Origin of the sequence: Cellulomonas sp. PSBB021, from assembly GCF_002240455.1 — a bacterium.
GTDB classification, from domain to species: Bacteria; Actinomycetota; Actinomycetes; order Actinomycetales; family Cellulomonadaceae; genus Cellulomonas; species Cellulomonas uda.
Map to the genome: position 1 here is coordinate 2,755,840 of NZ_CP021430.1, position 25,501 is coordinate 2,781,340.

Sequence of the window (25,501 nt, forward strand, 5' to 3'; positions counted from 1 at the left end):
CGCGGATGTGCCTCCATCAGCTCAGAGCCTCCAGGTCGAGGCGGGGGAGGCCTCGCACGATGCGGACTGTCTCGACGCTCACCGTGACGACACGGGCGAGCAGATCGAGGATGTACCGCGGGTTGCCCTGCTCGCGGGACCAGTCGTTCGGGTCGTTCACGATGCCGGATGCCTTGTCCGTGCGGACCTGGTAGCGCTCCATCACCCACTCGATCCCAGAACGCGAGCCCAGCAGATACTCGTGCGCCTCGTCGGGGATACCGGCGACAGTGATGTGGGAGTTGTAGTGGATCGTCGACCGGTCCCTCGTCTTGCTGGTCCCACCCCAGCGCATCTTCTCGACCCGGAACCACTCGTAGAGATCGGCAGACCCCGGCCCCGCCGGCTGGCCGCCGGTGACAGCCAACGGGTAGGGATCGACAGTCTCGTAATCGACATGAAGGTCCGTGAGGGCTCTGCCAGCGGCGGCGAAGGTGCGGAAGTCGTCGACGGACGCAACCTTCGGGATGCGCGGGAGCATCTTCTTGAGGTCCGCGGCGAACTCGGCGCGATAGTCCGCTGAATGCAGCAGGCCATAGACGTAGAAGAACACGTCGTCGGAAGTGACGTCCGAGCCGTATGTGGAGCGATAGTCGGCGAGAGCGGACGGGCTGACATTGTCGACCCGGCGATACCCGTCGACCACATCCGTCGCTGAATCTGTATCCAGTGCGAATGCGCCCTGCATGGAGGTGTCATCCGTGCAAGGCTCGAAAGTCCAGCGCGGGAAGAACTGGCCGGTGTCGAGAAGGTGAAGATCGGGCAGTTGCGCCGACATAAAAGGCGTGAAGACGTAATGGGAACTGACGCCGGTAAGCACGATTCCGAGGTTCTCATGCGCAGGCGTTGGGAAGATGCGCGGAAGTTGGTATCGCCGCTCATTCAGTCGAGCATCGTAATAGACGTACTGCTTCGAGAACGGTCTGTAGGAGGCGACGCCGACGTGCGACGCTTCGAACACGAGGCGCCTCCCGGCCCGGAAGTCAGCGTCGATCGTTCCACCCCAACTGATCCGTGCCGGGTCGGTTGGCACACCTACGGCTTCGTCGACCGCGCGGGCGTCGATGGCCGAGTTGAAGAAGCGGATGGTGCCGCGCACGTTCGCCTCGAGCGACGCGCGAGAGGAGTTGTAGACCCACGCATCGCGATTGGTCTTGAGGCCGCCTGAGTAGGTCTGGAAGATCGCGGCCGGGTTGCCCCTGTCGCCGAGTGGGCGGTAGGCGACGAACACGCTGCCGCGCTGGTTGATCCAGTCGCCAGCGTCGTTTGGAGTGATGGGCTGCCAGTCGATTAGCGCAAGGTCGGCGGAAGCCACGATGTCGAGCTTCTCGTCACGAGAGAGGTAGTCGCCGATGTCGCGGTAATGGATCGTCGCGGGACGGTTGTGCCCGGGCTTCTTGACGAGGAAGGTGACGGCGACGGTGCTGCGCGAGCCCGAGTCGAAGATCTTGCCGCCTTCGCGCTTGGAGAGGTCGCCCGCGGTGCGCTGGTTGCCGCGCAGGTTGTAGACATAGATGGTGGCGAACTCGCCAGTGAGGGTCTTGCGCAGGCCGTCGGCGGTGTTGGAGTCGATGAAGCCGCCGTTGGTGACGAACCCGATGATGCCGGCGTCCTTGATCCGATCGGAGGCCCACCGGATCGCGCGGATGTAGGAGTCGTAGAGGCTGTTCTTGTTCTTCGCCGTCGACCGGGCGGCGTACGTGGACTCGATGGCGCCGTCGAGGGTGGGGTACTTGAGGTTGGCGTTGTTGTCGTTGGCGCTGGTCTGCCCCACGGAGTAGGGCGGGTTGCCGACGATGACACGGATGTCGAGGTCGAGCTGGTGGGCGGCACGTTCGTGGTTCGCGGGGAACACGGCGGTGTCGAGGGTGTCGCCGTCCTCGGTCATCTGGAAGGTGTCGGCGAGGACGATGCCGTTGAACGGCTCGTACCCGGCGTCGGGGTCATGGGCGACACGGACCCCGTGGTACGTCGCCTCGATGTTGATGGCGGCGATGTAGTACGCCAGCAGCAGGATCTCGTTGGCGTGGATCTCGGAGGCGTACTTGCGGGCGAGGTCGTGGGGGCGAATCAGCCCGGACTGCAGGAGCCGCACGACGAAGGAGCCGGTACCGGTGAACGGGTCGAGGATGTGCACGCCCTCGTCGGACAGGGATGCTCCGAACTCGGTGGCGAGCAGGTGCTCGACGGAGCGCAGGATGAAATCGACGACCTGGACCGGGGTGTAGACGATGCCGAAGGCCTCGGCGGTCTTGGGGAAGGCGAGCTTGAAGAACTTCTCGTAGAGCTCGTGGACGATCTGCTGCTTGCCGGCGGCGTTGTCGATCCCCGCGGCGCGCAGCCGGACGGACTCGTAGAACTTGGCCAGGGTCTCGTTCTCGGGCTCGAGGTTGTACGCGTCGAGGGTGTCGAGCATGGCCTGCATGACCTGGGAGACCGGGTTGTGCTCGGCGAAGGAGTAGCCCTCGAACAGGGCATCGAACACCGGTCGGGTGATCAGGTGCTGGGCGAGCATGTCGATCGCGTCGGCGCGGCTGATGGAGTCGTTGAGGTTGCCGCGCAAACCGGTGAGGAACGCGTCGAACTGGTCGTGGACCGGCAGGTCGGGGTCGTCGAGCAGGGCTGTGATGCGGGTGGTGTGGCGTTCGGCGATGAGCGCGACGTCCTTGGCCCAGTCCTCCCAGTAGCGGCGGGAGCCGACCTTCTGCACGATCTTGGCGTAGATGGACTCGCGCCATTCGCCGAGGTCGGGGAAAACGAACTCGCCTTGCACCGCCTTGGCGCCGCCCGGGTCGCTGGAGCCATCGCGATCCCCGGTGTCGCCGCCGCCGACTCCGATGATCTGGATGCGGTCGTCGGAGCCGCGGTTGAGCTCGATCTTGTTGACCATGGCATCGAAGCGCTCGTCGTGAGCGCGAAGCGCCTGCAGCACCTCCCACACGACCGCGAACCGCTCGTTGTCGCGCAGCGCCTGCTCGGGGGTGACATCGGCGGGGATGCCGATGGGCAGGATGATGTAGCCGTACTTCTTGCCCGGCGCCAGGCGCATGACGCGTCCGACGGACTGCACGACGTCCACGACGGACTTGCGCGGGTTGAGGAACATCACCGCGTCGAGGGCGGGGACGTCCACGCCTTCGGACAGGCATCGCGCGTTGGACAGCACGCGACACTCACGCTCGCCGAGTTCACCCTTGAGCCAGTCGAGCTTCTCGTTGCGGGCAAGCACATTGAAGGTGCCGTCGACGTGCTCGACGTCGCACACCAGCGGGTGGTCGACGTCCGGGTCGCTGTCGGTGATGCCTGTCTGGGCGATGTAGTCCGCGACGATGCCCTTGAACATCTTGGCGAACTTCTGCGAGTCCTTGATCGACCTGGCGAAGGCGACGGCGCGGGTCATCGGTTCCGGGTCGACGGAGAACCCCGTCTCAAGCTGGCCGCGCTTCGCCAGCCCGTTCCAGCATCCGACGATCTTGGCGACGTCGTCGAGCTTGAGCTCGGAGTGCTCGTCGGCCATCTGCGCCTGGAACGTCCGGGACACCGACTTCTCGTCGACGGCGAGGACGAGAACCTTGTAATCGGTGAGGAGGCCGGCGCTGACCGCCTCGCCGAACCCCAGGCGGTGCAGCTCGGGGCCGTAGAGGGCCTCGTCGTCCATCGAGGCCAGAACCACCTGCGCCTGCCTGGACTTTGCCTTGGCCTTCGACGTGTCGTCGTAGATGCGCGGAGTGGCGGTCATGTAGAGGCGCTTGGAGGCGCGGATGAACGATGCGTCGTGCACCTTGACGAACGCCGACTCGTCGATGCCCGCCAATGTGGCACCTGTCGTGCGGTGCGCCTCGTCGCAGATCACCAGGTCGAAGTCAGCCAGACCCCTGGACTGCGCCTCGGCGACGACGGCGATCGACTGGTAGGTGGAGAAGACCACCGTGAGCTTGCCCGCCGCTGCCTGAGCATCGGCGAGCTGGGCGTGCAGTCGGGTCGCATTGGTCGTGGCCGGAATGGCCAGGTCCACCACCGAGATGTCCTCGTCGGACTGCGCCCTGGTGCGCTTGCCGACCTTGACGTCCGAACACACCGCGAGCGGCCGCAGCTCAGCAACCGTCTCGATCGACCACTCGCGCAGCGACTGCGACAGCAGCGAGATGGACGGCACCAGGAACAGCACGGTGCCGCCGTCAGGCAGGAGGTCCTCGGCGATGCGCAGGGACGTGAACGTCTTGCCGGTGCCGCACGCCATGATCAGCTTGCCGCGGTCGTGCTCGGCCAGCCCGGCACGGACCTTCGCGAGCGCGGCCTTCTGGTGCGGTCGCAGTTGCTTGCGGTCCCGCAGCGTCATGACCTCGGGCGTGGAGAGGTCGAACTGCGACCAGTCGATGGATGACTCGGCGAGGTCCATGAACCGGAGACGCTGCACGGGGACCTGCTGGTCCTCGATCGTGGCCTCGGCGTTCCTACCCCACTTGTCGGTCGTCGACACGATCAGTCGCTGGGCGAAGGGCTGCTTGCCCGACGCCGCGAGGAAGGAGTCGATGTGCTCCTTCTGCAGGTAGTGCGTCGGGTCGTAGAACTTGCACTGGATCGCGACCGCCTCGCCCGTCACGGCATCCGTGGCGACCAGGTCGATGCCCGTGTCGGGGCGCCCGGCGCGGCCGGGCCAGTCCGACCACATCCACACGTCGGAGAACCGGTCCGCCCACTGCAGGTCGGTCTTGAAGAACTGGAGCATGAGCCGCTCGAACTTGTCGCCCTTGTCCCGCTCGTTGACGGCGGAGAAGTACAGCTGATCAAGAACGTCTTCAAGGGTGCTCACGACTGCATCCTGGCAAAGAATGCAGCGCTCGGGGACGAGCCGGGAGCGACGGCTCGAGGTTCGACCCGGACGGCCCTGGCAGGCGGTCCAGTTCTGAGCTCCTCACCCGGCCGATCGGCCATCTGAGCCCCGAGCCCGACGAGCGCACGCCGCATACGCGACCGCGCGGCCTCGGCGGCGTCAGAGTGGATCACTTGGCACCCACTCCCACGCGTCGCGCAGCCTCATGCGCACCGCCTCCCCGCCCACCTCTTCCACGTACCCGCGAGGCCCGACGACGACGAGCAGCACCCGCGCACGCGACAGCCCCGTGTAGAGCATCGTCCGCGCACGCTCCACGTCCCGGACCCCGTTCACGGCCAGCACGACCACGGTCCGCTCGAGCCCCTTGAACCCGAGCACGTGCCCGTAGAACACGTCCTGCCTGCCGAAGAAGCCGTCCCAGTACTCCCGGTGCCCCGCCAGCTCGACGGTCTCGACCTGCAGCGGGTGCCGCCGCCCGGTGGTGAGCAGCGCGATCTGCCCGGGCTCCCACCCCTCGGCGAGCAGCGCGTCGACCGCGTCGTCGCCCGCCCCCACGGCCTCGTCGGCCGGCACGTCGACCACTCGTACTGGTGCGCCTGCCCACCCCCGCGGCCGGGTGATGCCGGTGTGCAGCGCGCCGCAGAGCTGCGCGATCTGCTTGGTGGAGCGCAGGTTCTCGTCGAGCGTGATCACGGTCAGCTCGACGGGCGCGGTCCCGGAGCGCGGGAACACGCGCTGGCCGTCGTCCGAGAACACGGCGAGCCGGCCGGCGTCGGGGTCGCGCAGGCAGCGCAGGAGGGCGGGCCACCAGGCGTCGCCGAAGTCCTGGGCCTCGTCGACGACGACCGCGTCGAACAGCTCGCCTGCCGGGCGCTGCGCCGCGAGGTCGCCGAGCTCGCGCGGGAGGCGCTCCTCCCAGTCGGCGGGGTCTCTGTCGTCGCCCGGCGTGGCACCCCACCGGACGGGCAGCTCGTGGAACAGCCCGACGTACGCGGGCCGCTCACGCGCGGGCCAGGTGGCGGTCGCGCGTTCGAGGTAGCGCGCCAGCCCGCGGGAGTAGCACATGAGGGCCACGCGATCTCCGGCCCGGGCGCGACGACGCGCGTGCTCGAGCGCGAGCCACGTCTTGCCCGTCCCCGCCCCGCCGACGACGTGCACGCGCGGCAGCGCATCGAGGTACCGCATCGCGTGCGCCTGCTCGCGCGTCAGCCGGTCGAGGTGGTCTTCGTACTGCGCGGCGTCCGCGAGCGTCTCGGCCTGCGACGGGAACCCGCCGGTCAGCCATCCGACGAGCGCTTCGGCCGCGACCTCGTCGAGCGGGGCGTGCCCCGTCCCGTGGTCCTCGATCGCCCGCCGGATGACGTGCACGGCAGCCGACCCGTCGGTGACGGCGTCGCGGTCCAGGAGCATCGTCCGCGGGAGCTCCGGAGCGTCCCACGACGCCGGGACGTAGACGTGCGGCAGCGCGACGAGGTGCGCTGTCCTGGTCCGGGCCGCGGCCAGACCCTGTCGGTCGAGCAGCCGCAGCAGCGTGTGCTTCGCCGACTGCACCTGGCTCACCGGGTCGATCGAGTGCCGGTGCTCGCCGGACCCCTGCCACCACTGCCCGTCCGCGCGCGTGACGTGCCCGCCCTTGACCTCGATCGCCGCGACACCCAGACCGGACCAGACGACGAGCAGGTCGATCTCCCGCTCGATCGCGCCGTCCTGGAGCAGCGTCCCGGCGAGCACCACGGCGTCGTCGGGAAGGTGCTCGCACAGCGCCTCCCAGACGCGCTGCTCTGCCCCGCCGTCCTCGGGGAACGACGGGTGCTCGGGATAGCTACGCGCCACCGGGCCTCCTCGCGTCGACTCTCCACCGAGACATCGACACGCGCACGTCCGCCCTCAAGCCGCTCGGATCGGAGCCAGCGGCGAGCCCGCCTCAGCCTGCAGCGCGACGGCTGCGCCTGCGGCGTCGACGAGGCGTCTCGCCGCATCCGCCCCCGCCGGGTCGTCGCCCGCGCAGCAGTTGCGCGGTGCGGAGCACTCCTCGTCGCGGCCGTCGGCACACATCGCGATCCCCGCGCTGCCCAGCCCGACGAGGCCGAAGACCACCTTCAGTCGACGAGCGTCGACCGCAGCTCGATCACCTCGAACGGCTCGCCCTCGTCCACCGTCTGCACGGTCCCATCCGCATCACGCCACCTGTGGGCGGGGTCCGTCGCGACCCGGTACCTCGCAGCCCACGTCGTGTGCAGCGTGATGCGCGCTCGCCCCAGCTCGCCGTACACGTGCGTGAGGTCGAAGGCCGGGTACGGACGCCCGGGCACGACACTCGTGAGCGAAGCGCCATCGCCGAAGTCCCAGGCGTACTCGGCCGGTGTCACGAGCACCTCGACGTCGTAGAAGTCCAGGAGCCTGACGTCGAACCGCTGCTCGTTCGGCTCGGCGTACACGATCACAGGCTTCGTCACCAGCATCGGCCCCGACGCAGGCTGGTGCCGCACCCGCACCGGCTCGACCTTCAACCGGCGAAGGTCCTCCCCGGTGAGCGGCGGCTGCAGGTCCTCGGGGCACACCCAGTCCCCGAGCCGGTACCACTGGTTGTCGCCCTCGAGCGCCTGCCGCCAGAGTGGAGCGAGCGGCGGCGCGTCCTCGCAAGCGAGGCCGGGCGGGGGTATGGGCGACGGACAAAGGTGTTGGGAGCCGGCGGGGGCCTGGCACTCCCCCGTACGTTGGTACCTGAACTTCCGTTGGCTCACGGGGCGTGCCTCTTCAAGACGACGCTCGTGCTCTCTCTGGAACGCGCTCGCATCGACGCCGTCTTCCTCACCGATCACCTTGATGTCACCAGGAAGAGTTGTCGCGTACGCGTGCGCCGAGCCCAACATCCCAGACGCCAGTGCGGCGCCCCACGCTGCCGCGAGAATTCTCAGACGGGGTTGGACCACTTGATATCCACCCCGTCGACCCGCCACCCGTGCTCAGTCCAGGACACGAGGAACTCCATACGGGCCTCGAGCACGTAGTCGATGTCCTTCTCCACGGAGCCGTCGGAACGGAACAGCTTCCCTTCGTGCTCCCGGAACGTCACACCGACCCCGTACTGCCGACCGTCGACGAGCACCGAGTCTGCGTAGTCGATCTCGATGCGTCCGCCGGTGCGCCGCTTCCCCGCCGCTTGCTCGGTCTCGACCTGCTCGACGGTGCCTGCGCAGTACTTGCACGACTCGCCGCTCATCGCGCGCCACTCCGCCAAGTCACCCGTGGCGAACACATAGGGGAACAGCGCGAGGAAGTACTTCGCAGCCTCGGCAGCACTCTCCTCCGAGGGCGGACCATCCAGTGCGGTCGGCCGCTTCGGCGGGATCGTTGCGTCGAAGTCCTCGGCCGTCGACGTCGGTGAAGGGATCGGGGTCGGCTTGCCGGTCGGCCTGGGCGTCACTGTCGCACGGGAGGTCACCGGAGGCGTCACCGTCGCCTGCGCCACAGGTGTCGCGCTGTCACACGCCGCCGTACCGACGACGACCATCCCCGCGAGCGCGGCAACGGCGGCAGTTCTGCGAATACGCATGGCGCCGAACCTACCCAGATCGGACAGACCGCATCACCCGCCGTCTCACACCTGTGGACGACGGTTCGGGCCCCGACCTCGCCGTGGCGACAGATCGCGCGTGGCACCATGCGTCGCGTGACCTTCGCGACCGACGTCCCCGCCGTCCCGCTGCGGGCGATCCGGGACGCGGTCGACGCCCCGTCGTTCGAGCGTGGCGTGGGGTACCAGCGCGAGGGGCGGGTCGTCACGCTCGACTGGGACCCGGAGGACCGGGTCCTGACGTCGCTGGTCCGCGGCAGCGGGTCACATGCCTACCGGTGCTACGTCGTCCTCGACATGCGCCTCGGGGTCGTGCACGGCCACTGCTCGTGCCCGGTGCGGGTCGCGTGCAAGCACGTCGCGGCGACGTTGCTCCAGACGAGCGCGGGCGACCCGTCCGACGGACGTGCGGCCCGGCGCACGGTCGCTCCGTGGCGGCACGCCCTGGGCGTGCTAACACAGCCTGCCGCGCACAGCCCGGCCGCGCTGGAGGCCCCCGCTCTCGCGCTCCAGCTCCGTGTGAACGGCCTGCCGAAGCATCCGGCGGACCCCTGGTCACCCGGTGCCTTGTCGTTGTCGGCGCGTCCGGTGCGGGGCACGGCGAGGGGCACGTGGACGGCCGGGACCGACGTGTCGTGGGACGTGATGCGGTACTCCTACGGCTGGTCGCGGACGCCGATCGACCCGGCCGCGCGTGCATGGTTCCGTGAGCTGGCCGCGATGCGCCTCGAGGACCGGTACATGTCCGGCGCGTGGCTCGACCTCGGGGCGTGCTCGCGGTACGTGTGGCCGCACCTCGTGTCGGCGGCGCGTCTGGGGATCGAGCTGGTGGGGACGGGGACGGCCGACGTGGTGCGCCTGGTCGACGACGCCGCGCTGCGCCTGGACGTCGTCGCGGACGAGGGCGGCGCGGTGCGCGTCGGTCCGCGCCTCGAGCTCGCCGGCGAGGCGGTCACGACTCCGGTGCGCGGCGCCGTCGGCACGTCGGGCCTGTTCACGTGGCACGACGGCACGCCGCGGGTGCTGACGCTGGGTCCGGTGGCCGAGCCCCTGACGGAGCACGCGCTCGCCCTGCTCGACCTGCCCACCCTCGTCGTGCCTGCCCCCGACGTGCCCGCTCTCATGGCCGAGGAGTACCCGCGGCTGCGCCGTGCGGTCGTCGTGACCAGTAGCGACGGGAGTGTGGACCTGCCCGAGCCGGACCGGCCCGTGCTCGTCGTGACCTGCGACTTCACGTCGCCGGCCGCGGTGCGGCTGCAGTGGGACTGGGAGTACGCGCTGGGCGCGGCGAGCACGCGGCGCCCGCTCGTCGCGACTCCGCAGGACGCCGCCGTCCGGGACCTGGACGTCGAGGCGGACACGGTGCGCCGGGTGCAGGACGCGGTGCGCGGCCTGCCGCGGCTGGGGGCGTTCCGCGTCACCCCGCAGCACGAGTTCGCGGGGTTGTCGGCGCTCGACGTCGCCGAGACGATGCTGCCGCTGCTGGCCGGCATCGAGGGTGTCCGTACGGAGGCCGGGGACGTGCCCGCGTACGTCGCGCTCGACGGCGCGCCGCGCGTCACCGTCGCGGTCCGGGACTCGGCCGACGCCGACTGGTTCGACCTGTCCGTCGCCGTGAGCGTCGAGGGGCGCGACGTGCCGTTCGCCGACCTGTTCCGCGCCCTGGCGATCGGGGACGACCGTCTGCTGCTCGCGGACGGCGCGTGGCTGCGTCTGGACCACCCGGCGCTCGACGAGCTGCGGCGGCTCATCGAGGAGGCCGCGCGCCTCGAGGACCGGCCCGGCCGCCTGCGGCTCAACCCCTACCGCACCAGCCTGTGGGCGGACCTGACGGACCTTGCCGACGAGGTCGAGCAGTCGGCGACGTGGCAGCAGAAGGTCGACGGGTTCGTCCGGCTGCTGCGTGACGGGCCGGGGCCGGCGACCGACCGGCCCGTGCCGGCGAGCGTGCAGGCGGACCTGCGCCCCTACCAGCGCGAGGGCTTCGCCTGGTTGGCGATGTGCTGGGAGCACGGGCGGGGCGGGGTGCTCGCCGACGACATGGGCCTGGGCAAGACCCTGCAGACGCTCGCCCTGGTCGCCCACGCGCGCGAGCGGCAGCCCGACGCGCCGCCGTTCCTCGTGGTCGCGCCCGCGTCGGTCGTCGGCAACTGGGCTGCGGAGGCCGCGCGCTTCACACCGACGCTGCGCGTCGTCACGCTCAGCGAGACCGCACGCCGGTCCGGTGTCCCCCTGGCCGACGCGGTCGCGGGCGCGGACGTCGTCGTGACGTCGTACGCCCTGTTCCGCATCGAGCACGACGACGTGCGCGCCCTGGACTGGGCGGGGCTGGTGCTCGACGAGGCGCAGTTCGTGAAGAACCACGCGACCAAGGCCAACGCGCACGCACGGGCCCTGCGGGTGCCGTTCAAGCTCGCGATCACCGGCACCCCGCTGGAGAACGACGTCATGGAGCTGTGGGCGATGCTCGCGATCGTCGCGCCGGGGCTCTTCGCGTCCGCGGCGAAGTTCCGCGAGGACGTGGCCCGGCCCGTGGAGGCCGCGGCACGCCCGACCGCCGACGACGCGACCCGTGCGCAGGCCGCGCTCGCCCTGGCGCACCTGCGCCGCCGGATGCGTCCGGTGCTGCTGCGGCGCACCAAGGAGCAGGTCGCCCCCGACCTGCCCGACCGCCAGGAGCAGGTCCACCTCGTGGACCTGGCACCCGCGCACCGCCGCACGTACGACACGCACCTGCACCGCGAGCGATCCCGCCTGCTGGGCCTGCTCGACGACTTCGACGCGAACCGTCTCGCGATCTTCCGCTCGTTGACCACGCTGCGTCGCATGGCCCTCGACGCGTCGCTCGTCGACCCCGCCCGGTACGCGAGCGTGCCGTCGAGCAAGCTCGACGCGCTGGTCGACCAGCTCGTGCCCGTCGCCGCCGAGGGGCACCGTGCCCTGGTGTTCTCGCAGTTCACCGGCTACCTGCGGCTCGTGGCCGACCGGTGCCGCGCCGAGGGCCTCGCGTACGAGTACCTCGACGGGCGGACGCGGCGGCGCGCCGACGTCGTCGAGCGTTTCCGGGCGGGCTCCGCGCCGCTGTTCCTCGTGAGCCTGCGCGCCGGCGGGTTCGGTCTGAACCTCACCGAGGCCGACTACGTGTACCTGCTCGACCCGTGGTGGAACCCGGCCGTGGAGCAGCAGGCCATCGACCGCACGCACCGGATCGGGCAGGACCGCAAGGTGATGGTGAACCGGCTCGTCGCACGCGGCACCATCGAGGAGAAGGTCATGGCACTGGCCGCGCGCAAGCGGGCGGTCTTCGACGCCGTCCTGGGGGACGACGAGCAGGCTTTCGCCCGGGCGATCACCGCGGACGACGTGCGCGCGTTGCTCACCCCGTCCTGATCCTCTCGGCGCCGAGCTCTGGTGCGCACCGACGCGCGACGTCGTCGGGGATCACTCAGCCGTGGCCGCATCGTCGGGCGGGGGCGAGTAGTACCGGCCCGCGACCCGGTCCTCGAGCGCGCCCATGAGCAGCGTGAACTCCGGTGACTCGGCCGCAATCTCTGGTTCGCTCGTCCACCGATTGGGCATGCTTGAGGTATGTCGTCAGTGACCACCATCAAGGTGCCCCGCCACCTGCGCGACCGCCTGGCGCAACGCGCTCGCGCGAGCCACACGACACTCGCGGGTGCATTGGAGCAGGCGTTGGACGCGGCGGAGGAGCAGGAGTTCTGGACCGCCGTTCGCATCAGCAACCAGCGCACTGACGCCGACCCGCTCGCGTCGGTGGCGCTCCGCGACGACCTCGAGGACTCGGCTGACGACGCACTCGGGACGGACGGCTGGTGAGACGAGGGGAGATCCACCTCGCCGACCTGGGCGACCCGGTAGGCGACGAGCAGGCTCTCGCGCGCCCGGTCCTGGTTCTCTCAGCGCAGCCGTGGCTGGACTCGCGCCCTCCGGTGGTGGCGGTGGTCCCGATCACCCGCACCCCCGGAGAGTCGCCCACTCATGTCGAGATCGAGCCCGGCGGTTCCGGGCTCGCCGCGACCAGCTACGCCAAGTGCGAGGACCTGCGGGCGATCTCCCCAGAGCGGTTGGGGCGCCACTTCGGGATCGCAGATGACGTCGTCATGACCCGAATCGAGCTCATCACGAAGCGCCTGCTCGGCTTGTCCTGACGCGCGCAGTCACTGGCCTGTCGAGCCGGTCGCCAGCCCGATGTCACCCGATCGCGCGGCGGTCACCCCCGTCCGTCTGCCGCATCGGGTCTCACGACGACGAGCGGGCCCTCGTCGACCGTCGGCACCTCGAACCCCGCGAGGTACGCGTCCGCCTGGTCGGGCGGAACGATGACGTCGTGCGGTCCGCCGCCCGAACGGTGCCAGAGCCGACCAAGGACCACCTCGCGGGGCGTATCGAGGTAGTGCACGACCGCCGCGACCCCCAACGGCGCGACGAGCGCGCGGTACCGGTCGCGCGACGCCCGTGACCAGAACGACGTGTCGACGACGACGTCCCGGCCTTCTTCGACGAGGCCGACGAGCCGCCCGGCGAGCACGGCATGCACCTCGGCAGCCGCTTCGTCCGGCAGTGGATGCGAGCGGTACCCGCGCTGCCACGCCTCTTCGTCGAAGGAGAGCCGCTCATACCCTTCACGCTCGAGCGCCCGAGCATGCGTCGTCTTGCCCGCCCCGGCCGGCCCGCACACGAGCACCACCCGCGCGGCACCGTCCATCCCAGAGACCATCCCCGCATGATCCAAGCCGGACGACGACACCGCACGACCTTTCAGTCGACGAGCGTCGACCGCAGCTCGATCACCTCGAACTCCTCGCCCTCGTCCACGGTGAAGACGGAGCCCTCGGCGTCTCGCCATCGCCTGAGCTGGTCAGTGTCCACCCGGTACTTGGCGGACCACGCTGTTCTCAGCGTGATCCGAGCCTTCCCGAGGCTCTCGTACACGTGAGTCAGGTCGAAAGCGGGATAGGGCCGTCCAGGATCGGCGGTCGTCAAGGTTCCGCCGTCGCCGAACTCCCACGTGTACTCACGCGGGGTCACGACGACGTCGACGTCGTAGAAGTCCATCAGCCGGACGCGGAACTCCTGCGCCGTGGGCTCGGCATACACGATGACAGGCTTGGTGATCAGCATCGGTCCATCGACAGGCTGATGCTGCACCTCGACAGCCTTGACCTTGAGCTGGCGCAGGTCGTTCTCGGTGAAAGGAGGTTGCAGGTCCTCCGGGCAGGACCATCCCCAGCGCAGGTGCCATTCGTCCGCCGAGTCACTGCGTAAGCGCCGCCACAGCGGCGATACGGGTGCTCCTTCCTCACAGACCAGGTCGATCGGCGGGATCGGCGCGGGGCACTCAGTGCCTTCGGGCCGGGGCACCTTGCACTGGGACGTGCGCTCATACTCGTAGATGCCGCGCGCGGCATCCAGGCGGCGATCGTGCTCAGCCTGGAACGCCCCGGCCGCCAAGCGGTCTTCGTCACCTTCGACGGTGACCTTTGCAGGGATGGCCGCCATCGCCACAGGAGCCACCGCGGCCACGGCGGCAACGGCCACAGCGACTGCAAGCGCGACCGAAGCGGTCGCACTCACGCTTTCCCGGACCACTTGATGTCCACGCCGTCGATCGACCATCGGGCACCGGTCCACGTCACCAGAAGTTCCACGCGCACATCTAGCACGTAGTTTGTATCTTCCTCCACCGTGCCGTCAGCGCGGAGCAATTGCCCCTCGTGCTCCTTCATCGTGATGCCCACGATGTACTGGTTGTTCTTCTGGTGCATTTCCACGGACTGGGAGTCACGCATCTCCAGGCGGTTGCCCGTCCTCTGCTTTCCCGCGCCCCGCTCGTCGTTGACCTGCGCGACGGTCGACGCGCAGTACTTGCACGACTTGCCGCTCAGCGCATTCCATTCCTTGAAGTCGCCAGTGGCGAACACATACGGGGACAGCGACATGAAGTAGATCGCGACTTCCTTGGCAGTGTCCTCCGAAGGCGGCCCGTCGAGAGCTTGGGGCCGCTCGGGCGGCACCGTCGCGTCGAAGTCGTCAGCGCTGGGCGTCTTGGTCACCGTTGGCGTCGGGGTTGGCTCGGGCGCGGGGCTCGCGCTGGCGCTCGGCGCTGGTGTCGTCGGGTCGACAGTCGAGGTGCTGCCGTCGCAGCCTGCGAGGAATAGGACGGCACAGACGACAGAGGCGGCCGCGGCGATCTTCGGGAGGCGCATGGCGCCGAACCTACACAGATCGGACAGGCCGCATCACCGGTCATCTCACGCCTGTGGACAACTCACATGGGCGTCGCAGCCGGTATCCCTCAACCAGGCGGACGCTCCTGACGATCAGACAAGCAGAGCGACGCCGCTCAGCACACGGCGTCCGTGAACGCCGAGGAGAGTCACCGATGTCCAGCAGCCGCGAGCTCGCCGACGCGGGCACGCCGTCCGGTGGTCGGTCCCTGGCGGTCGCGCTGGGTGTGGCGCATGCGGCGCCTCCGGCGATCCACCTGCCGTCGCTGGCGCAGCGCCGGGTGCCCGGCCGCTCGCCGCTCGAGGCGACGGGGTGGGCCGCGCCCGACGAGCTCACGGCGCAGGGTTCGGGCACCGGCCGCTGAGGCTCGTCGCGCAGCGAGCGGGAGCGCGTCCGCGGGCGTGGGGCGTGGGCGTGGACCAAGTCGTGGACCATCGCGCCCGGATCGCTCCAGGATCGGCGCGTGGTTTCCGATCATGGAAGCAGAGGGAGCGACCACGCACCCGGTTCGGTCGAGAGGACGCACGATGTACGGCATCCAGCAGCAGACGGTGGGCACCGGTGAACGGTCCCTCGCTGTGATGCTCGGCATCGCGCCCGCGACCCCGCCGGCCGTGCGGATGCCGCCCATGACGCAGCGGGTGGTCCCGGGCCGTTCGCCGCTGGAGGCGACGGGTTGGGCCGTTCCCGACGACCAGCGCGAGCTCACCTCCTCGCGCTGACGGGCGTCCGGCGCCGACCCTTCCCCCTCACCCCGGGTCGGCCCGGACGCCGGCACGACGCACGAGGGCCGGGAGGGAACGCCGGTGTGAAGGGCCGGTCAGCCGACGGTGGTCGCGATCGCGGTGAGCACACCTGCACCGGCTCCGACGAGCACGGCGGCGACTGCGAGCGTGCGGTGCGCGAGCACGTCGGCGACGGCGGAGCGCGGACGGGTCGTGGCGGGCGTGGTGGCTGCCGTCGCGGTCATCGGTCCTCCTGGTCGGTGCCCGGCGAAGCGGGTGAAGCGGGTCGGTCGCGGTCCCGGCGCGAGCGGCGGGGGACCGCCCGGCATCCGGCACCGGCCCGCTCCTCGTCGAACGTGACCGGCTGACCCACCCTCACCCGGGTGCGCGAGGGCCGCAACCGGAACGGTCGTCACGCGCGGCGATGCACCTGTGCCCGGTCTCGCCCCGGCCGGGTGCGCTGCTCTGGCACGATCGCATCGCGGGTCGCGGGTGCGCCCGGCGCTGCGGGTGGGGGAGTGACGTGGACGTCCTGTTCGACGATGCCGTGTTCGTGGACTACGGCTTCCTGGCGTTCGAGGCGCCGGAGTCTGCATACCGACTGGTGGACCCGGGTTTCGTGTCGATCGGCGGGCAGGCCAACGGGATCTGCGGGGCGCAGGTCCCCCACGCGCTGCGGATGCTGACGGGGCTGCACACAGGCCACGTGCCGGTGCGGGTCGAGCGGCACGACGAGCGCCCGGACGTCGCCGACGAGTGGGAGGACGTCGTCGAGGTGTCCGTGACGCTCCTCGACGCGCAGTACGCGGTCACGGCGTTCGAGGCCACGGAGTGGCTCGCCGCGCTCGCGCCGGGAGAGTACCGCGCGCGGTGGTGCGCGGCGGGCATGGACGCAGGGCGCGACCAGGACCACGCGGGTCGCGACGAGGCACCGGACCGTTACCTCCTGCAGCTGTGGCCGCAACCGGCGGCGCCGGAGGTCGTCGTGCGGCAGGGCAGCGAGCTGGCGGCGTACTGGGCGGGTGCCGCTACGACGACCCCGCCTCCCGACCTGGAGGCACTGCGCGAGCAGGGCTGGGGAGCCGAGGTCGACGACCTGGCCGACGCGTGGGAGCTCACCGACGAGGAGGTCGCCGAGCGGGAGTCGCTCATGCTCGATGTGGCGTGGGGCGACCCTCCCCCGAGCCCGACGCTGCGCGAGTGGGGCACCCAGACGGTCCTGCTCGCACGCCTGGACCGCGCACTGCTCGACGAGCTCACGGACCTGAGCCCGGCCGTCCTACGTGCGCTCGCGGTGCAGGCCACACGCACGCTCGTGGAGCAGGCGGGCGGTCTGCACCGTCCGCTCGTCCTCGAGGCGCTCGAGGTCGTCGCGCGGGGCGGCACGCTGCCGGAGGTGTGGCAGAACTGGGAGTCGGCGGCGCGGATCTTCGCGCCGGACACCGACGACGACCGGCCCGACGAGGGCGAGACGGTGTTCTCCATGGTCGCTTTCACCGACGACGAGCGGCCACCGCACATCCCGATGGCGACCGACGTCGCGGCGATCGAGGCGCTGCGGGGCGCGGCGACCCCGCACGACGGCCGTGCCGCGGCGCACGCGGTGTTCTGCCTCCTGTCCAGCGCGGACGACCCTGCGGTGGCGGCTGCCGAGGTCCGCGCGACGATCACCCGGCTCCGCGCGACCGGGGCCTGACCTCGCGCGGGACGTGCCGTGCCCCGCGGGGCGGGCGTGTCATCGGCCCGGAGGGGTCCCGTTGGCCGCGGCGAGCCAGTCCGCGGCGATCGCGCGGAACGCCTGCGGCTGCTCGACCCACGGGTAGTGGCCGCAGTCCGGGAGCCACGTCAGCGCCGCGGACAGCGCGGCGGCGTACGCGGTGACGGGCGCGCGGCCGGACAGCGCGTCGTCGGCGCCGGCGACGACGAGCGTCGGCGGGTGCGGTGCGGCGAGCACCTGCGCGGCGGCGTCGTCGGGCACGCCCTGCAACCAGGCGCGCACGGCGTCGAGCGACTGCTCTCCGACGGCCGCGTGCCGCTGCTCACGGTCGGTCCACCGCGCGTAGGAACCCGCGGCGACCAGGTCACGCTGCCGCTGGAACTGCGCCTGGTGGGTGGGCGCGGGCGCGAGCAGCGCGTCCAGCGCGGCGGTCGCGTCCGGGTCCCGGCGTGCGAGGAGCAACTCGTCACCGTCGGGCGGTGTGCCGGTGAGCCAGGACGCGGACGGTGTGACCAGCAGCAACGACCGCACGCGCGCGGGGTGCCGGGCCAGCAGCGCGAGCGCGAGCCGCGTCCCGGCCGAGTGCGCGACCACGTCGACCGTGGGCAGCCCCAGGTGGTCGGCGAGCGCCACCACGTCGTCGGCGTCCTGCCACCACCCGCGTGAGCGCGCGGTCGTCGTCGGCGCCCCTCGCGGGTGCAGCACGACGAGCGGGCGGTCGTCGGCGAGGCCCGCGAGGTCCTCCAGGTACTCGACACCGCGGCACGGCCCGCCGGGCAGCACCATCGCCGGCTCGCCCGCACCACCCTCCCGGTGCCAGGTCAGCGCAGCCCCGTCCACGCCCGTCACGTCCACACCGCCGACCGTACCCGCCGGCCGTCAGGCCAGGAGCGGCCGGGAGCGGCGACCGGTGGACCTGCGAGGCACCCGTGTCATCCCAGGGGCGGGGGCTCGCGCCCGGCCGGCCCGCCGATGGGTGGACGCCGGGTGCGGCGCGCGGTCGTTAGCGTCGCGGACGTGAACACGGCCGCCATGACGACGAGCCCGACGACGACGGGACCGACCGCCGCCCGGACGCCCGCGACGACACTGCGGACGGGCAAGGCGCTGCGCGTCGGGGTGGTGCTCGCCGCGAGCGTCCTGCTCGGCGGCCTCACGTCCTGGGCGCAAGGGGTCCTGCCTCAGCAGGCGGCACCGTTCGCCAACTCGGCGAGCGGGTGGGCGGTGCTGACCGTCGCGCTGGTCGTCCTCTCCCGGACCGGCGGGTGGCGCGCCGCGGCGCTGGGTGCGGCGAGCTTCGTGCTGCTGGTGCTCGGCTACACCGCGGCGTCGCACCTGCGCGGGCTCGCGTACAGCCCGGTCCTGTGGGGCACGGTCGGGCTCGTCACCGGCCCGTTCGTCGGGCTCGCGGCCGCCTGGCTGCGCACCACCGGACGCACCGCGGCGCTCGGCACCGCGGCGGTCGCCGGCATCCTCGTCGGGGACGGGGTGTTCGGGCTGACGCACGTCGCCGACACCACGGGCGTCACGTACTGGGTGACGATCGGCGCGGCGGGGGTCGCGCTGCTCGTCGGCATGGCGGTCCGCCGCCTGCGCGAGCGCGGGACCGTGCTCCTCGCGACGGTCGGCACGCTCGCGGCGGCGGCCGCGCTCGTCGTCGTCCTCCCCCGCGTCGCCGGCTGACGCCCACGGGGACGACGAGCACCGACGCACGCCGACGACGACCGCGCGCAGCCGCGGGTCAGCGCAGGCCGCCCCACCGCATCGGGTTGGTGCCGGTCGCACCGAACACGTACCAGGACGTCGCCCCCACGTGCTGCACCTGGAAGTACCCGAACCCGAAGCCCGAGTCGAGCAGCGACGACGCCGCGACCACACCCCCCGTGACCTCCGCGCCGCCCAGGTGCTGACCGCCGCCCAGGCTCGCCTGCGCGTGGCGGACCTGGTCGAGCAGCGCACGCGCGCGCAGGCGGTCCCGGCGCGTACCGCGGTCGAGCAGCGACGTCGCGAGCTGGGCCGTCCCCTCGAGCCACACGCCCTGCGGGTGCACCGTGATGCCGTTGTACTGCGCGGTCGAGGTGAGGCTCGCCGTGGAGAACGTCACGCCCGAGACCGACAGGCCGTCGGGGAGCTGCGAGGTCTCGTCCGACGAGCGGTCGGTGACCGCCAGCGCACGCGCCGCCCAGTCCAGCGCACCGCCGTACCGCCGCTCGCGCAGCGCGAGCCAGCTCCACGTCGCGGGGTCGAGCGGGACCGGCGAGCGGTTGATCTCCACGCCGTCGTTCGTCCCGGTCCAGAACCAGCCGTCGGCCCGGGACCACATCCGCTCGACGAACGCGCGCGCGTGCTCGGCCGCCCTCGTCCACGCCTTGGCCCCGGTGATGGTGCGCAGGACCGTGAAGAACGCCACGCAGTCCACGTTGTGCTCGGTCGAGCCGTTCGGCACCGGGTTGTTGCCGCCGTCGACCCCGAACGAGAACCCGCCCAGCGGCCTCGTCGACCACGTGTTCGTCGTGATCCACTCCCCGATCCGCACGGCCGCGTCCCGGTAGCGCGCGTCACGCGTCACGCCGTACAGGTGCGCGAGCGCCAGGCCGGGCCACGCCATGTCGCCGACCGCCGTGCCCAGGAAGCCGAACTGCCAGCCGATGTTCGCGTTCCCGTCCGGCAGGACGAACCCGTACGGCTGCGGGTTGCCGTCGTAGAACGTGTACGGCCCCACGTTGTAGCCCTGGCGCAACCGGCCGTCGTCGTACGCAGGGTCGTGCTCCTGCGCGTGGACCAGACCGTCGCCGAGCCTCGTCGCCGTGGCGAGGCTCGCGCGCGAGCCGTCGGCGAGCAGCGCCAGGATCGCCAACGCGTTGTCGTACACGAACGCGGTGGAGAACAGGCCCAGCTCGTCGGCGTAGGACTGCGCGAGCCGCGGGCCGGTGTTGAGCTCCGGGTACGCGTCGGCGGCCGCCCGCAGGAACGCCACGGCGGAGCGCAACGACGACGAGCCGGGCTTGGCCGGCCCGGGGTGCGGGTGGGGGTGCGGCCGGGGGTGCAGGTGGTGCGGCGGGACACCGGGGCCCGGGCGTGCTCCGCCTGCGGCGGCACTGCTCGCCCCGACGGCCACGGCGATCGCCGCCCCGGACAGCGCGAGGAACGACCGCCGGCCGAGCCCCCGTCCGCCATCCGGCGAGCGGCGTCGCGGACCGCACCGCCGCCGGCGTCGGGCCCGACCCTGTCCGGGGTGACGAGGCCGCCGGTGGCGGCGGTGGCGATGGCAGGGGTGGCGGAGCTGCCGGTGGCGGAGCTGCCGGCGGCGGGGGCCGGAGCCGGGATGGCGGTGGCGGATGTGGGGGTGCCGGTGGCCGGGCTGCGGCCGGCGGGGCCGGTCTCGTCGCGGCGTGCGTCCAGGTGGTGCGTCATCGCGGATCCCTCCGACGGCGTCCGGGCTGCGACGATGCAGCCCCGGCCGAGCCTACTGACACGTGTCATCCGAGAAAAGACCAGGACAAACCCGACCCGCCGCCCCTCCCGCACCCCCGCGAGTCGCGCGTTTCTCGCCAGGTCGCGCGGTCATCTGCGCGACCTGGCGAGAAAGGCACGACCTGGCGTCAGACGCGCGACCAGCGCGTGGGCGCTTCGTCCTCGTCCGGCGTGCGGGGGACGACGTCCACCGCGTGCTCGAGGATCAGGGGCGGCCGTCCGGCCCGTCCCGGCGCAGCGCCGGCAGCACCTGGTGCTCGAGCATGGGGGCGAGGTCCGGCGGGAGCGGGTCACCCTCGGGGTCGAGCCAGCGCAGCTCGGCGATCTCCCGCGCCGCGGCGACGACCGGCACGGCCGGGTGCACGTAGACCGTGCCGCGCACCAGCCGGTCAGCCTCGTTCGCGGCGGCATCGGTGAACACCCCGAGCTCACGCAGCGCGGCGGGGTCGAGGTCGACGCCGATCTCCTCGGCGCACTCGCGCACCGCCGTGCGGGCCGGCGACTCGCCCGGCTCGGGCTTGCCGCCGGGGAGCATGAAGCGCGCCGTGCCGCGCTTGCGCACGGTCAGCACGTGCCCGGCCGCGGAGCGCAGGACGACCGCGCTGACCTCGATCACGTCCTCGTCCGTCACGGGCACATCGTAGGTTCACGGCGGCTCGACGACGGCTGCTCGTCGGGCCGACGAGCGCGCGCGCCCACCCTCATCGGCCCGACGAAGCCCGCAAGTATCGGTGCCTCACGGCCACGGGCACACCGGCCGGAGCACCCGTGGGCCCTGACGCCGCAGATGGCACCGGTTTCGGACGACGTTAACCATTTCACCGCGCAACGGACCTGTTCACGCGCGCGGCGACCCCGCCCACACTCGTTCGATAACGGTTTCCAACGCGTCCCGAGCTCGGGATGCCTCGCTGGAGGCCGGAGCGCGGCCACACCGGCCGCGCCCGGGCGCCACCACCGTGCGGGGTGGAGACGCCTGGCCTGATCCGCACGAAGGAGTGCACCGTGTCCGAAAGTTTCACGATGCGTAGGCGATCGCCACGGCGGTCACTGCGCGCCTGGGTGGCCCTCGCGGCCGTCGTCACCACGGCCGCCGCCTGGCCGTGGCCACCCCCGCCTCCGCGGCGGTCACGTCGAACACCACCGGCACCAACAACGGGTACTTCTACTCGTTCTGGACCGACACGCAGGGCTCGGTCTCCATGGACCTCGGCTCCGGCGGCAACTACTCGACCTCCTGGCGCAACACCGGCAACTTCGTCGCCGGAAAGGGCTGGCAGACCGGCTCGCGCCGGGCCGTGAGCTACTCCGGTCAGTTCAATCCGTCGGGCAACGCGTACCTGACCCTCTACGGGTGGACGCGCGGCCCGCTGGTCGAGTACTACATCGTCGACAACTGGGGGACGTACCGGCCCACCGGCACGTTCATGGGGACCGTCAACTCCGACGGCGGCACCTATGACATCTACCGCACCCAGCGCGTCAACCAGCCGTCGATCGAGGGCACGTCGACGTTCTACCAGTACTGGTCGGTGCGCCAGCAGAAGCGCACGGGCGGCACCATCACCGCCGGGAACCACTTCGACGCGTGGGCGTCGAAGGGCATGAACCTGGGCACGCACGACTACCAGATCCTCGCGACCGAGGGCTACCAGTCGTCCGGCTCGTCGAACGTGACGGTGTCCGAGGGCACCTCCGGCGGCGGCAACACCGGCGGCGGCGGTGACACCGGCGGTGGCAACACCGGCGGCGGCACGTCGAACGGCTGCACCGTCACGGCCACCCGCTCCGATTCGTGGAGCGACCGGTTCAACGTGAACTACACCGTGTCCGGCGCGTCCAGCTGGTCCGTCACCGTCAACCCCGGCTCCGGCCAGTCCATCCAGAACTCCTGGAACGCGACGCGCAACGGCAACACGTTCACCTCGAGCGGCAACAACACCTTCGGGGTCACGTACTACTCCGGCGGGAACACGAACATCCCGTCCGCCAGCTGCACCGCCACCGGCTCGACCGGCGGGAACACGGGCGGTGGCAACACCGGTGGCGGCAACACCGGTGGAAACACCGGCGGCGGGACGAACAACGGCTGGAACTGCTCGGCCGGGTACGTCGCCCTGACGTTCGACGACGGCCCCACCTCGAGCACCACCAACCAGATCATCAACACCCTCACGGGCAACGGTGCCACCGCGGTCGTCTTCCCGACCGGCCAGAACGCGCAGAACAACGCGTCGCTCATGCAGGCCTACAAGAACGCCGGGTTCACCATCGGCAACCACTCGTGGGACCACCCGCACCTGATCAACATGAGCGCGTCGGAGATCCAGTCGCAGCTCTCGCGGTCGCAGCAGGTCATCCAGCAGACCGCGGGTGTCACGCCGCAGCTGTTCCGCCCGCCGTACGGCGAGTCGAACAGCACGCTCAAGCAGATCGAGTCGCAGCTCGGCCTGCGGGAGATCATCTGGGACGTCGACTCGACCGACTGGAACAACGCGTCGTCGTCGACCATCCGCAGCGCCGCCGGCCGTCTCACCAACGGCCAGATCATCCTCATGCACGACTGGCCGGCCGCGACGGTCCAGGCCCTGCCGGGCATCCTGCAGGACCTCAAGTCGCGCAACCTGTGCACCGGCACGATCTCGCCGAGCACCGGCCGCGCCGTGGCTCCCGCGACGGGCGGCAACACGGGTGGCAACACCGGCGGCGGGGACACCGGTGGCAACACCGGCGGTGGGAGCACCGGCTCCTGCACGGTGTCGGTGACCAAGGCCGAGGACTGGAGCGACCGCTTCAACGTGACCTTCACGGTGAGCGGGACGAACTCCTGGGTCACGACGATCCGGCTCAACGGCTCGCAGAGCCTGCAGAACTCGTGGAACGCGAGCGTGAGCGGCAGCAGCGGCACGCTGACCGCACGTCCGAACGGTGCCGGGAACAGCTTCGGCATCACGCTCTACAAGAACGGCAGCAGCACGACGCCCACGGCGTCCTGCACGGCGGGCTGACCTGACGGGGTCGGCCCTCGGGTAGGGCACGGGAGGGCGGGGACACGCGGACGTCCCCGCCCTCCCACTCGTCTGACCCCGTCCCGTTCCCGCCGGCCCCGTTCGCCGACACCGGCCGGACCCGTTCCCGCCGCCGCCGGCCTCCTTCCCGGCGACGCCGGCCTCCCCTCCCGGCCCTGCTCTCCCGACGACCCCGCGGTTGCTCCGGTCCACCGCCCCTTCAACCGGAGCAACCACGAGGCCGCCGGGCCACCGTCCCCCCCCCCCCCCCCCCCCCCCCGCGACACCGACCCGCCGACCCCGCGATTGCTCCGGCTATGGCCCGCCACACCCGGAGCAACAACGGTCTCGCGCGCATCGTCGGGCCGACCCCGCGGTTGCTCCGGCTTCAGCCCGCCATAGCCGGAGCAATGACGGGGTCGCGCGCATCGACCGGTCGACCGCGGTCACCCCAGCTCCCGCGCGACATCCACCCGCCGACCCCGCGGTTGCTCCGGCTTCGGCTCCCGATACCCGGAGCAACAACGGGGTCGCGCGGCATCGTCGGGCCGACCCCGCGGTTGCTCCGGCTTCGGCGTGGCAGAGCCGGAGGAATGACGGGGTCGAGCGGGGCAGGTCGGGGCGGGGAGTCGGGCGCGGGGTGGGGCGGTCGGGTGTGGGGTGGGGGCCTTTAGGGTGGCCGGGTGGAGCGGCGGGATCTGCGGGTGTGCTTCGTCGGGGACTCGTACGTCGCCGGGGTCGGCGACGAGACAGGGCTCGGGTGGGTCGGGCGCGTGGTCGCCGCGGCGGGACGGGCCGACGAGCTCGGCGTCGAGCTCACCGCGTACAACCTGGGCATCCGCCGCGACACGAGCGTCGACGTCGCTCGTCGCGCCGCCGCCGAGTGCGGGCCCCGGCTGCGACCGGCGCAGGACGCGCGCGTCGTCGTCGCCGTGGGGGTCAACGACACCGTCCTCGAGGACGGCCGCCCGCGCACCACGCCCGCCGAGACGCGGGCCGCGCTGCGGCGTCTGCACGACGAGGTCAGGTCCGCGGTGCCGGGTGCCGCGCTGCTCGTCGTCGGGCCGCCGGCGGTGGACGACGACGCGCACGTCGCGCGGCTGCACGAGCGCGAGCGGGCGTTGTCCGACGAGGCCGCGGCGCTGGGCGTGCCGTTCGTCGGCTGCCTGACCGCGACGGAGCGCGACGAGGTGTGGCGCGCGGCCGTGCGCGCGGGCGACGGCTTCCACCCCCGCTCGGCGGGCTACGAGCGCCTGGCCGCGATCCTGACGGACCCGGTCCTGACCTGGCTCACCACCCCCACCGACCCCGCGGCCGCCCCGGCGTCCGCCGCTCGCGGCGGCCGTGCGGAGGGGGTCCGGGTCGTCGGGATGACCGGTGAGCACGGGGACGACGTGGTGCGGATCTACGGCGAGGGGATCGCGACCGGCGACGCGACGTTCGAGTCACGCACGCCCACGTGGCCCGAGCTCGACGCGAAGTGGCTGCCCGCGCACCGGCTCGTCGCCGTCGCCGACGACCGCGTGCTCGGCTGGGCGGCCGCGACGCCGACGTCGACGCGAGCGGTGTACCGCGGGGTCGTCGAGCTCTCGCTCTACGTGGCGCAGGAGGCCCGCGGGCGGGGCGTCGGTACCGCGCTGATGCGGGCGTTCCTGGAGTCGGCCGAGGCGGGCGAGGTGTGGACCGTGCAGTCGGGCGTCTTCCCGGAGAACGCCGGGAGCCTCGCGCTGCACGCCGCGGCGGGGTTCCGGGTGATCGGCTCGCGCGAGCGCGTCGGGCTCATGACGCACGGCCCGCACGCGGGACGGTGGCGCGACGTGGTCCTGCTCGAGCGCCGCGCGCCCTGACCCGCGGGCGCCGTAGATTGGCCCGCGG

22 protein-coding genes are annotated in these 25,501 nt (G+C 71.7%); 9 read left to right on the top strand and 13 right to left on the bottom strand.

What is annotated here, in order from left to right; translation table 11 throughout:
- Positions 1 to 16: 16 nt before the first annotated feature.
- The 5 genes from CBP52_RS12780 to CBP52_RS12800 all read right to left on the bottom strand — a co-directional run bounded on the left by CBP52_RS12780 (position 17) and on the right by CBP52_RS12800 (position 8,390).
- Positions 17 to 4,852, bottom strand: coding sequence for a type ISP restriction/modification enzyme (locus CBP52_RS12780; protein ID WP_094181275.1), 4,836 nt, complete (start codon positions 4,850 to 4,852; stop codon positions 17 to 19).
- Positions 4,853 to 5,032: 180 nt separating this feature from the next.
- Positions 5,033 to 6,709: a nuclease-related domain-containing DEAD/DEAH box helicase gene (locus CBP52_RS12785; protein WP_094181276.1), complete on the bottom strand. Its 1,677-nt coding sequence runs from the start codon at positions 6,707 to 6,709 to the stop codon at positions 5,033 to 5,035.
- 54 nt (positions 6,710 to 6,763) lie between these two features.
- The gene (locus CBP52_RS12790; RefSeq protein ID WP_094181277.1) at positions 6,764 to 6,973 is read right to left on the bottom strand and encodes a hypothetical protein; all 210 of its coding nucleotides are present in this window, start codon (positions 6,971 to 6,973) and stop codon (positions 6,764 to 6,766) included.
- 2 nt (positions 6,974 to 6,975) lie between these two features.
- On the bottom strand, positions 6,976 to 7,809 hold the full coding sequence (locus CBP52_RS12795) for a hypothetical protein (RefSeq protein WP_094181278.1): 834 nt from the start codon (positions 7,807 to 7,809) through the stop codon (positions 6,976 to 6,978).
- Positions 7,791 to 8,390: a DUF6318 family protein gene (locus tag CBP52_RS12800; RefSeq protein ID WP_157732612.1), complete on the bottom strand. Its 600-nt coding sequence runs from the start codon at positions 8,388 to 8,390 to the stop codon at positions 7,791 to 7,793. Before CBP52_RS12800 ends, CBP52_RS12795 begins: the two co-directional genes overlap by 19 nt.
- 159 nt (positions 8,391 to 8,549) lie before the next feature.
- On the opposite strand from CBP52_RS12800, the gene CBP52_RS12805 reads away from it, so the two are divergent.
- Complete coding sequence (locus tag CBP52_RS12805; RefSeq protein WP_157732613.1) at positions 8,550 to 11,843, top strand: DEAD/DEAH box helicase; 3,294 nt, start codon at positions 8,550 to 8,552, stop codon at positions 11,841 to 11,843.
- 51 nt (positions 11,844 to 11,894) lie between these two features.
- Here CBP52_RS12805 and CBP52_RS17620 read toward each other — a convergent pair whose 3' ends face one another.
- The gene (locus CBP52_RS17620) at positions 11,895 to 12,032 is read right to left on the bottom strand and encodes a hypothetical protein (RefSeq protein WP_157732614.1); all 138 of its coding nucleotides are present in this window, start codon (positions 12,030 to 12,032) and stop codon (positions 11,895 to 11,897) included.
- A gap of 18 nt (positions 12,033 to 12,050) precedes the next feature.
- Here CBP52_RS17620 and CBP52_RS12810 point away from each other — a divergent pair, with 18 nt between their 5' ends.
- Together CBP52_RS12810 and CBP52_RS12815 are read left to right on the top strand one after the other, a co-directional pair.
- Positions 12,051 to 12,290, top strand: a complete 240-nt coding sequence (locus CBP52_RS12810; RefSeq protein WP_198303455.1) for a hypothetical protein — start codon at positions 12,051 to 12,053, stop codon at positions 12,288 to 12,290.
- Positions 12,287 to 12,622, top strand: coding sequence for a type II toxin-antitoxin system PemK/MazF family toxin (locus tag CBP52_RS12815; protein ID WP_094181282.1), 336 nt, complete (start codon positions 12,287 to 12,289; stop codon positions 12,620 to 12,622). The genes CBP52_RS12810 and CBP52_RS12815 overlap by 4 nt, the downstream gene beginning before the upstream one ends.
- 62 nt (positions 12,623 to 12,684) lie before the next feature.
- Here CBP52_RS12815 and CBP52_RS12820 read toward each other — a convergent pair whose 3' ends face one another.
- The 3 genes from CBP52_RS12820 to CBP52_RS12830 are packed head-to-tail and all read right to left on the bottom strand — an operon-like array spanning position 12,685 to position 14,680.
- Positions 12,685 to 13,191 carry an ATP-binding protein gene (locus tag CBP52_RS12820; RefSeq protein ID WP_232514479.1) on the bottom strand — a complete coding sequence of 169 codons (507 nt, stop codon included), beginning with the start codon at positions 13,189 to 13,191 and terminating at the stop codon, positions 12,685 to 12,687.
- 41 nt (positions 13,192 to 13,232) lie between these two features.
- Positions 13,233 to 14,012 carry a hypothetical protein gene (locus CBP52_RS12825; protein ID WP_157732615.1) on the bottom strand — a complete coding sequence of 260 codons (780 nt, stop codon included), beginning with the start codon at positions 14,010 to 14,012 and terminating at the stop codon, positions 13,233 to 13,235.
- A gap of 32 nt (positions 14,013 to 14,044) precedes the next feature.
- Complete coding sequence (locus CBP52_RS12830; RefSeq protein ID WP_157732616.1) at positions 14,045 to 14,680, bottom strand: DUF6318 family protein; 636 nt, start codon at positions 14,678 to 14,680, stop codon at positions 14,045 to 14,047.
- Positions 14,681 to 14,856: 176 nt separating this feature from the next.
- Here CBP52_RS12830 and CBP52_RS12835 point away from each other — a divergent pair, with 176 nt between their 5' ends.
- Both CBP52_RS12835 and CBP52_RS12840 read left to right on the top strand, forming a co-directional pair.
- The gene (locus CBP52_RS12835; RefSeq protein WP_094181286.1) at positions 14,857 to 15,066 is read left to right on the top strand and encodes a hypothetical protein; all 210 of its coding nucleotides are present in this window, start codon (positions 14,857 to 14,859) and stop codon (positions 15,064 to 15,066) included.
- A gap of 163 nt (positions 15,067 to 15,229) precedes the next feature.
- Positions 15,230 to 15,424, top strand: a complete 195-nt coding sequence (locus CBP52_RS12840; RefSeq protein WP_094181287.1) for a hypothetical protein — start codon at positions 15,230 to 15,232, stop codon at positions 15,422 to 15,424.
- A gap of 98 nt (positions 15,425 to 15,522) precedes the next feature.
- Here CBP52_RS12840 and CBP52_RS17625 read toward each other — a convergent pair whose 3' ends face one another.
- A complete protein-coding gene (locus tag CBP52_RS17625) occupies positions 15,523 to 15,672 on the bottom strand; it encodes a hypothetical protein (RefSeq protein ID WP_157732617.1) in 150 nt (49 codons plus the stop codon).
- Positions 15,673 to 15,950: 278 nt separating this feature from the next.
- Here CBP52_RS17625 and CBP52_RS12845 point away from each other — a divergent pair, with 278 nt between their 5' ends.
- Positions 15,951 to 17,123, top strand: coding sequence for a hypothetical protein (locus tag CBP52_RS12845; RefSeq protein WP_157732618.1), 1,173 nt, complete (start codon positions 15,951 to 15,953; stop codon positions 17,121 to 17,123).
- Between the two features lie 39 nt (positions 17,124 to 17,162).
- Here the strand turns inward: CBP52_RS12845 and CBP52_RS12850 are convergent, their stop codons facing one another.
- Complete coding sequence (locus tag CBP52_RS12850) at positions 17,163 to 17,999, bottom strand: alpha/beta fold hydrolase (RefSeq protein ID WP_232514480.1); 837 nt, start codon at positions 17,997 to 17,999, stop codon at positions 17,163 to 17,165.
- Positions 18,000 to 18,161: 162 nt separating this feature from the next.
- Here CBP52_RS12850 and CBP52_RS12855 point away from each other — a divergent pair, with 162 nt between their 5' ends.
- Positions 18,162 to 18,827, top strand: a complete 666-nt coding sequence (locus CBP52_RS12855) for a DUF6518 family protein (protein WP_157732619.1) — start codon at positions 18,162 to 18,164, stop codon at positions 18,825 to 18,827.
- Between the two features lie 58 nt (positions 18,828 to 18,885).
- On the opposite strand, the gene CBP52_RS12860 is transcribed toward CBP52_RS12855, so the two are convergent.
- Together CBP52_RS12860 and CBP52_RS12865 are read right to left on the bottom strand one after the other, a co-directional pair.
- A complete protein-coding gene (locus tag CBP52_RS12860; protein ID WP_232514481.1) occupies positions 18,886 to 20,262 on the bottom strand; it encodes a Tat pathway signal sequence domain protein in 1,377 nt (458 codons plus the stop codon).
- Between the two features lie 561 nt (positions 20,263 to 20,823).
- The gene (locus CBP52_RS12865) at positions 20,824 to 21,249 is read right to left on the bottom strand and encodes an NUDIX domain-containing protein (protein WP_198303456.1); all 426 of its coding nucleotides are present in this window, start codon (positions 21,247 to 21,249) and stop codon (positions 20,824 to 20,826) included.
- Between the two features lie 472 nt (positions 21,250 to 21,721).
- Between CBP52_RS12865 and CBP52_RS18595 the strand changes: the two genes are divergently transcribed.
- Together CBP52_RS18595 and CBP52_RS18755 are read left to right on the top strand one after the other, a co-directional pair.
- A complete protein-coding gene (locus tag CBP52_RS18595) occupies positions 21,722 to 23,626 on the top strand; it encodes a glycoside hydrolase family 11 protein (RefSeq protein WP_304441720.1) in 1,905 nt (634 codons plus the stop codon).
- A 683-nt stretch (positions 23,627 to 24,309) separates the two neighbouring features.
- The gene (locus CBP52_RS18755; RefSeq protein ID WP_094181292.1) at positions 24,310 to 25,473 is read left to right on the top strand and encodes a GNAT family N-acetyltransferase; all 1,164 of its coding nucleotides are present in this window, start codon (positions 24,310 to 24,312) and stop codon (positions 25,471 to 25,473) included.
- Positions 25,474 to 25,501: the final 28 nt, after the last annotated feature.

Coding starts and splice junctions, on each gene's coding strand:
- CBP52_RS12800 (WP_157732612.1), bottom strand. CDS start 8,390: ATGGTCGTCGTCGGTACGGCGGCGTGTGACAGCGCGACACCTGTGGCG.
- CBP52_RS17620 (WP_157732614.1), bottom strand. CDS start 12,032: ATGCCCAATCGGTGGACGAGCGAACCAGAGATTGCGGCCGAGTCACCG.
- CBP52_RS12820 (WP_232514479.1), bottom strand. CDS start 13,191: ATGGTCTCTGGGATGGACGGTGCCGCGCGGGTGGTGCTCGTGTGCGGG.
- CBP52_RS12830 (WP_157732616.1), bottom strand. CDS start 14,680: ATGCGCCTCCCGAAGATCGCCGCGGCCGCCTCTGTCGTCTGTGCCGTC.
- CBP52_RS12835 (WP_094181286.1), top strand. CDS start 14,857: ATGTCCAGCAGCCGCGAGCTCGCCGACGCGGGCACGCCGTCCGGTGGT.
- CBP52_RS12840 (WP_094181287.1), top strand. CDS start 15,230: ATGTACGGCATCCAGCAGCAGACGGTGGGCACCGGTGAACGGTCCCTC.
- CBP52_RS17625 (WP_157732617.1), bottom strand. CDS start 15,672: ATGACCGCGACGGCAGCCACCACGCCCGCCACGACCCGTCCGCGCTCC.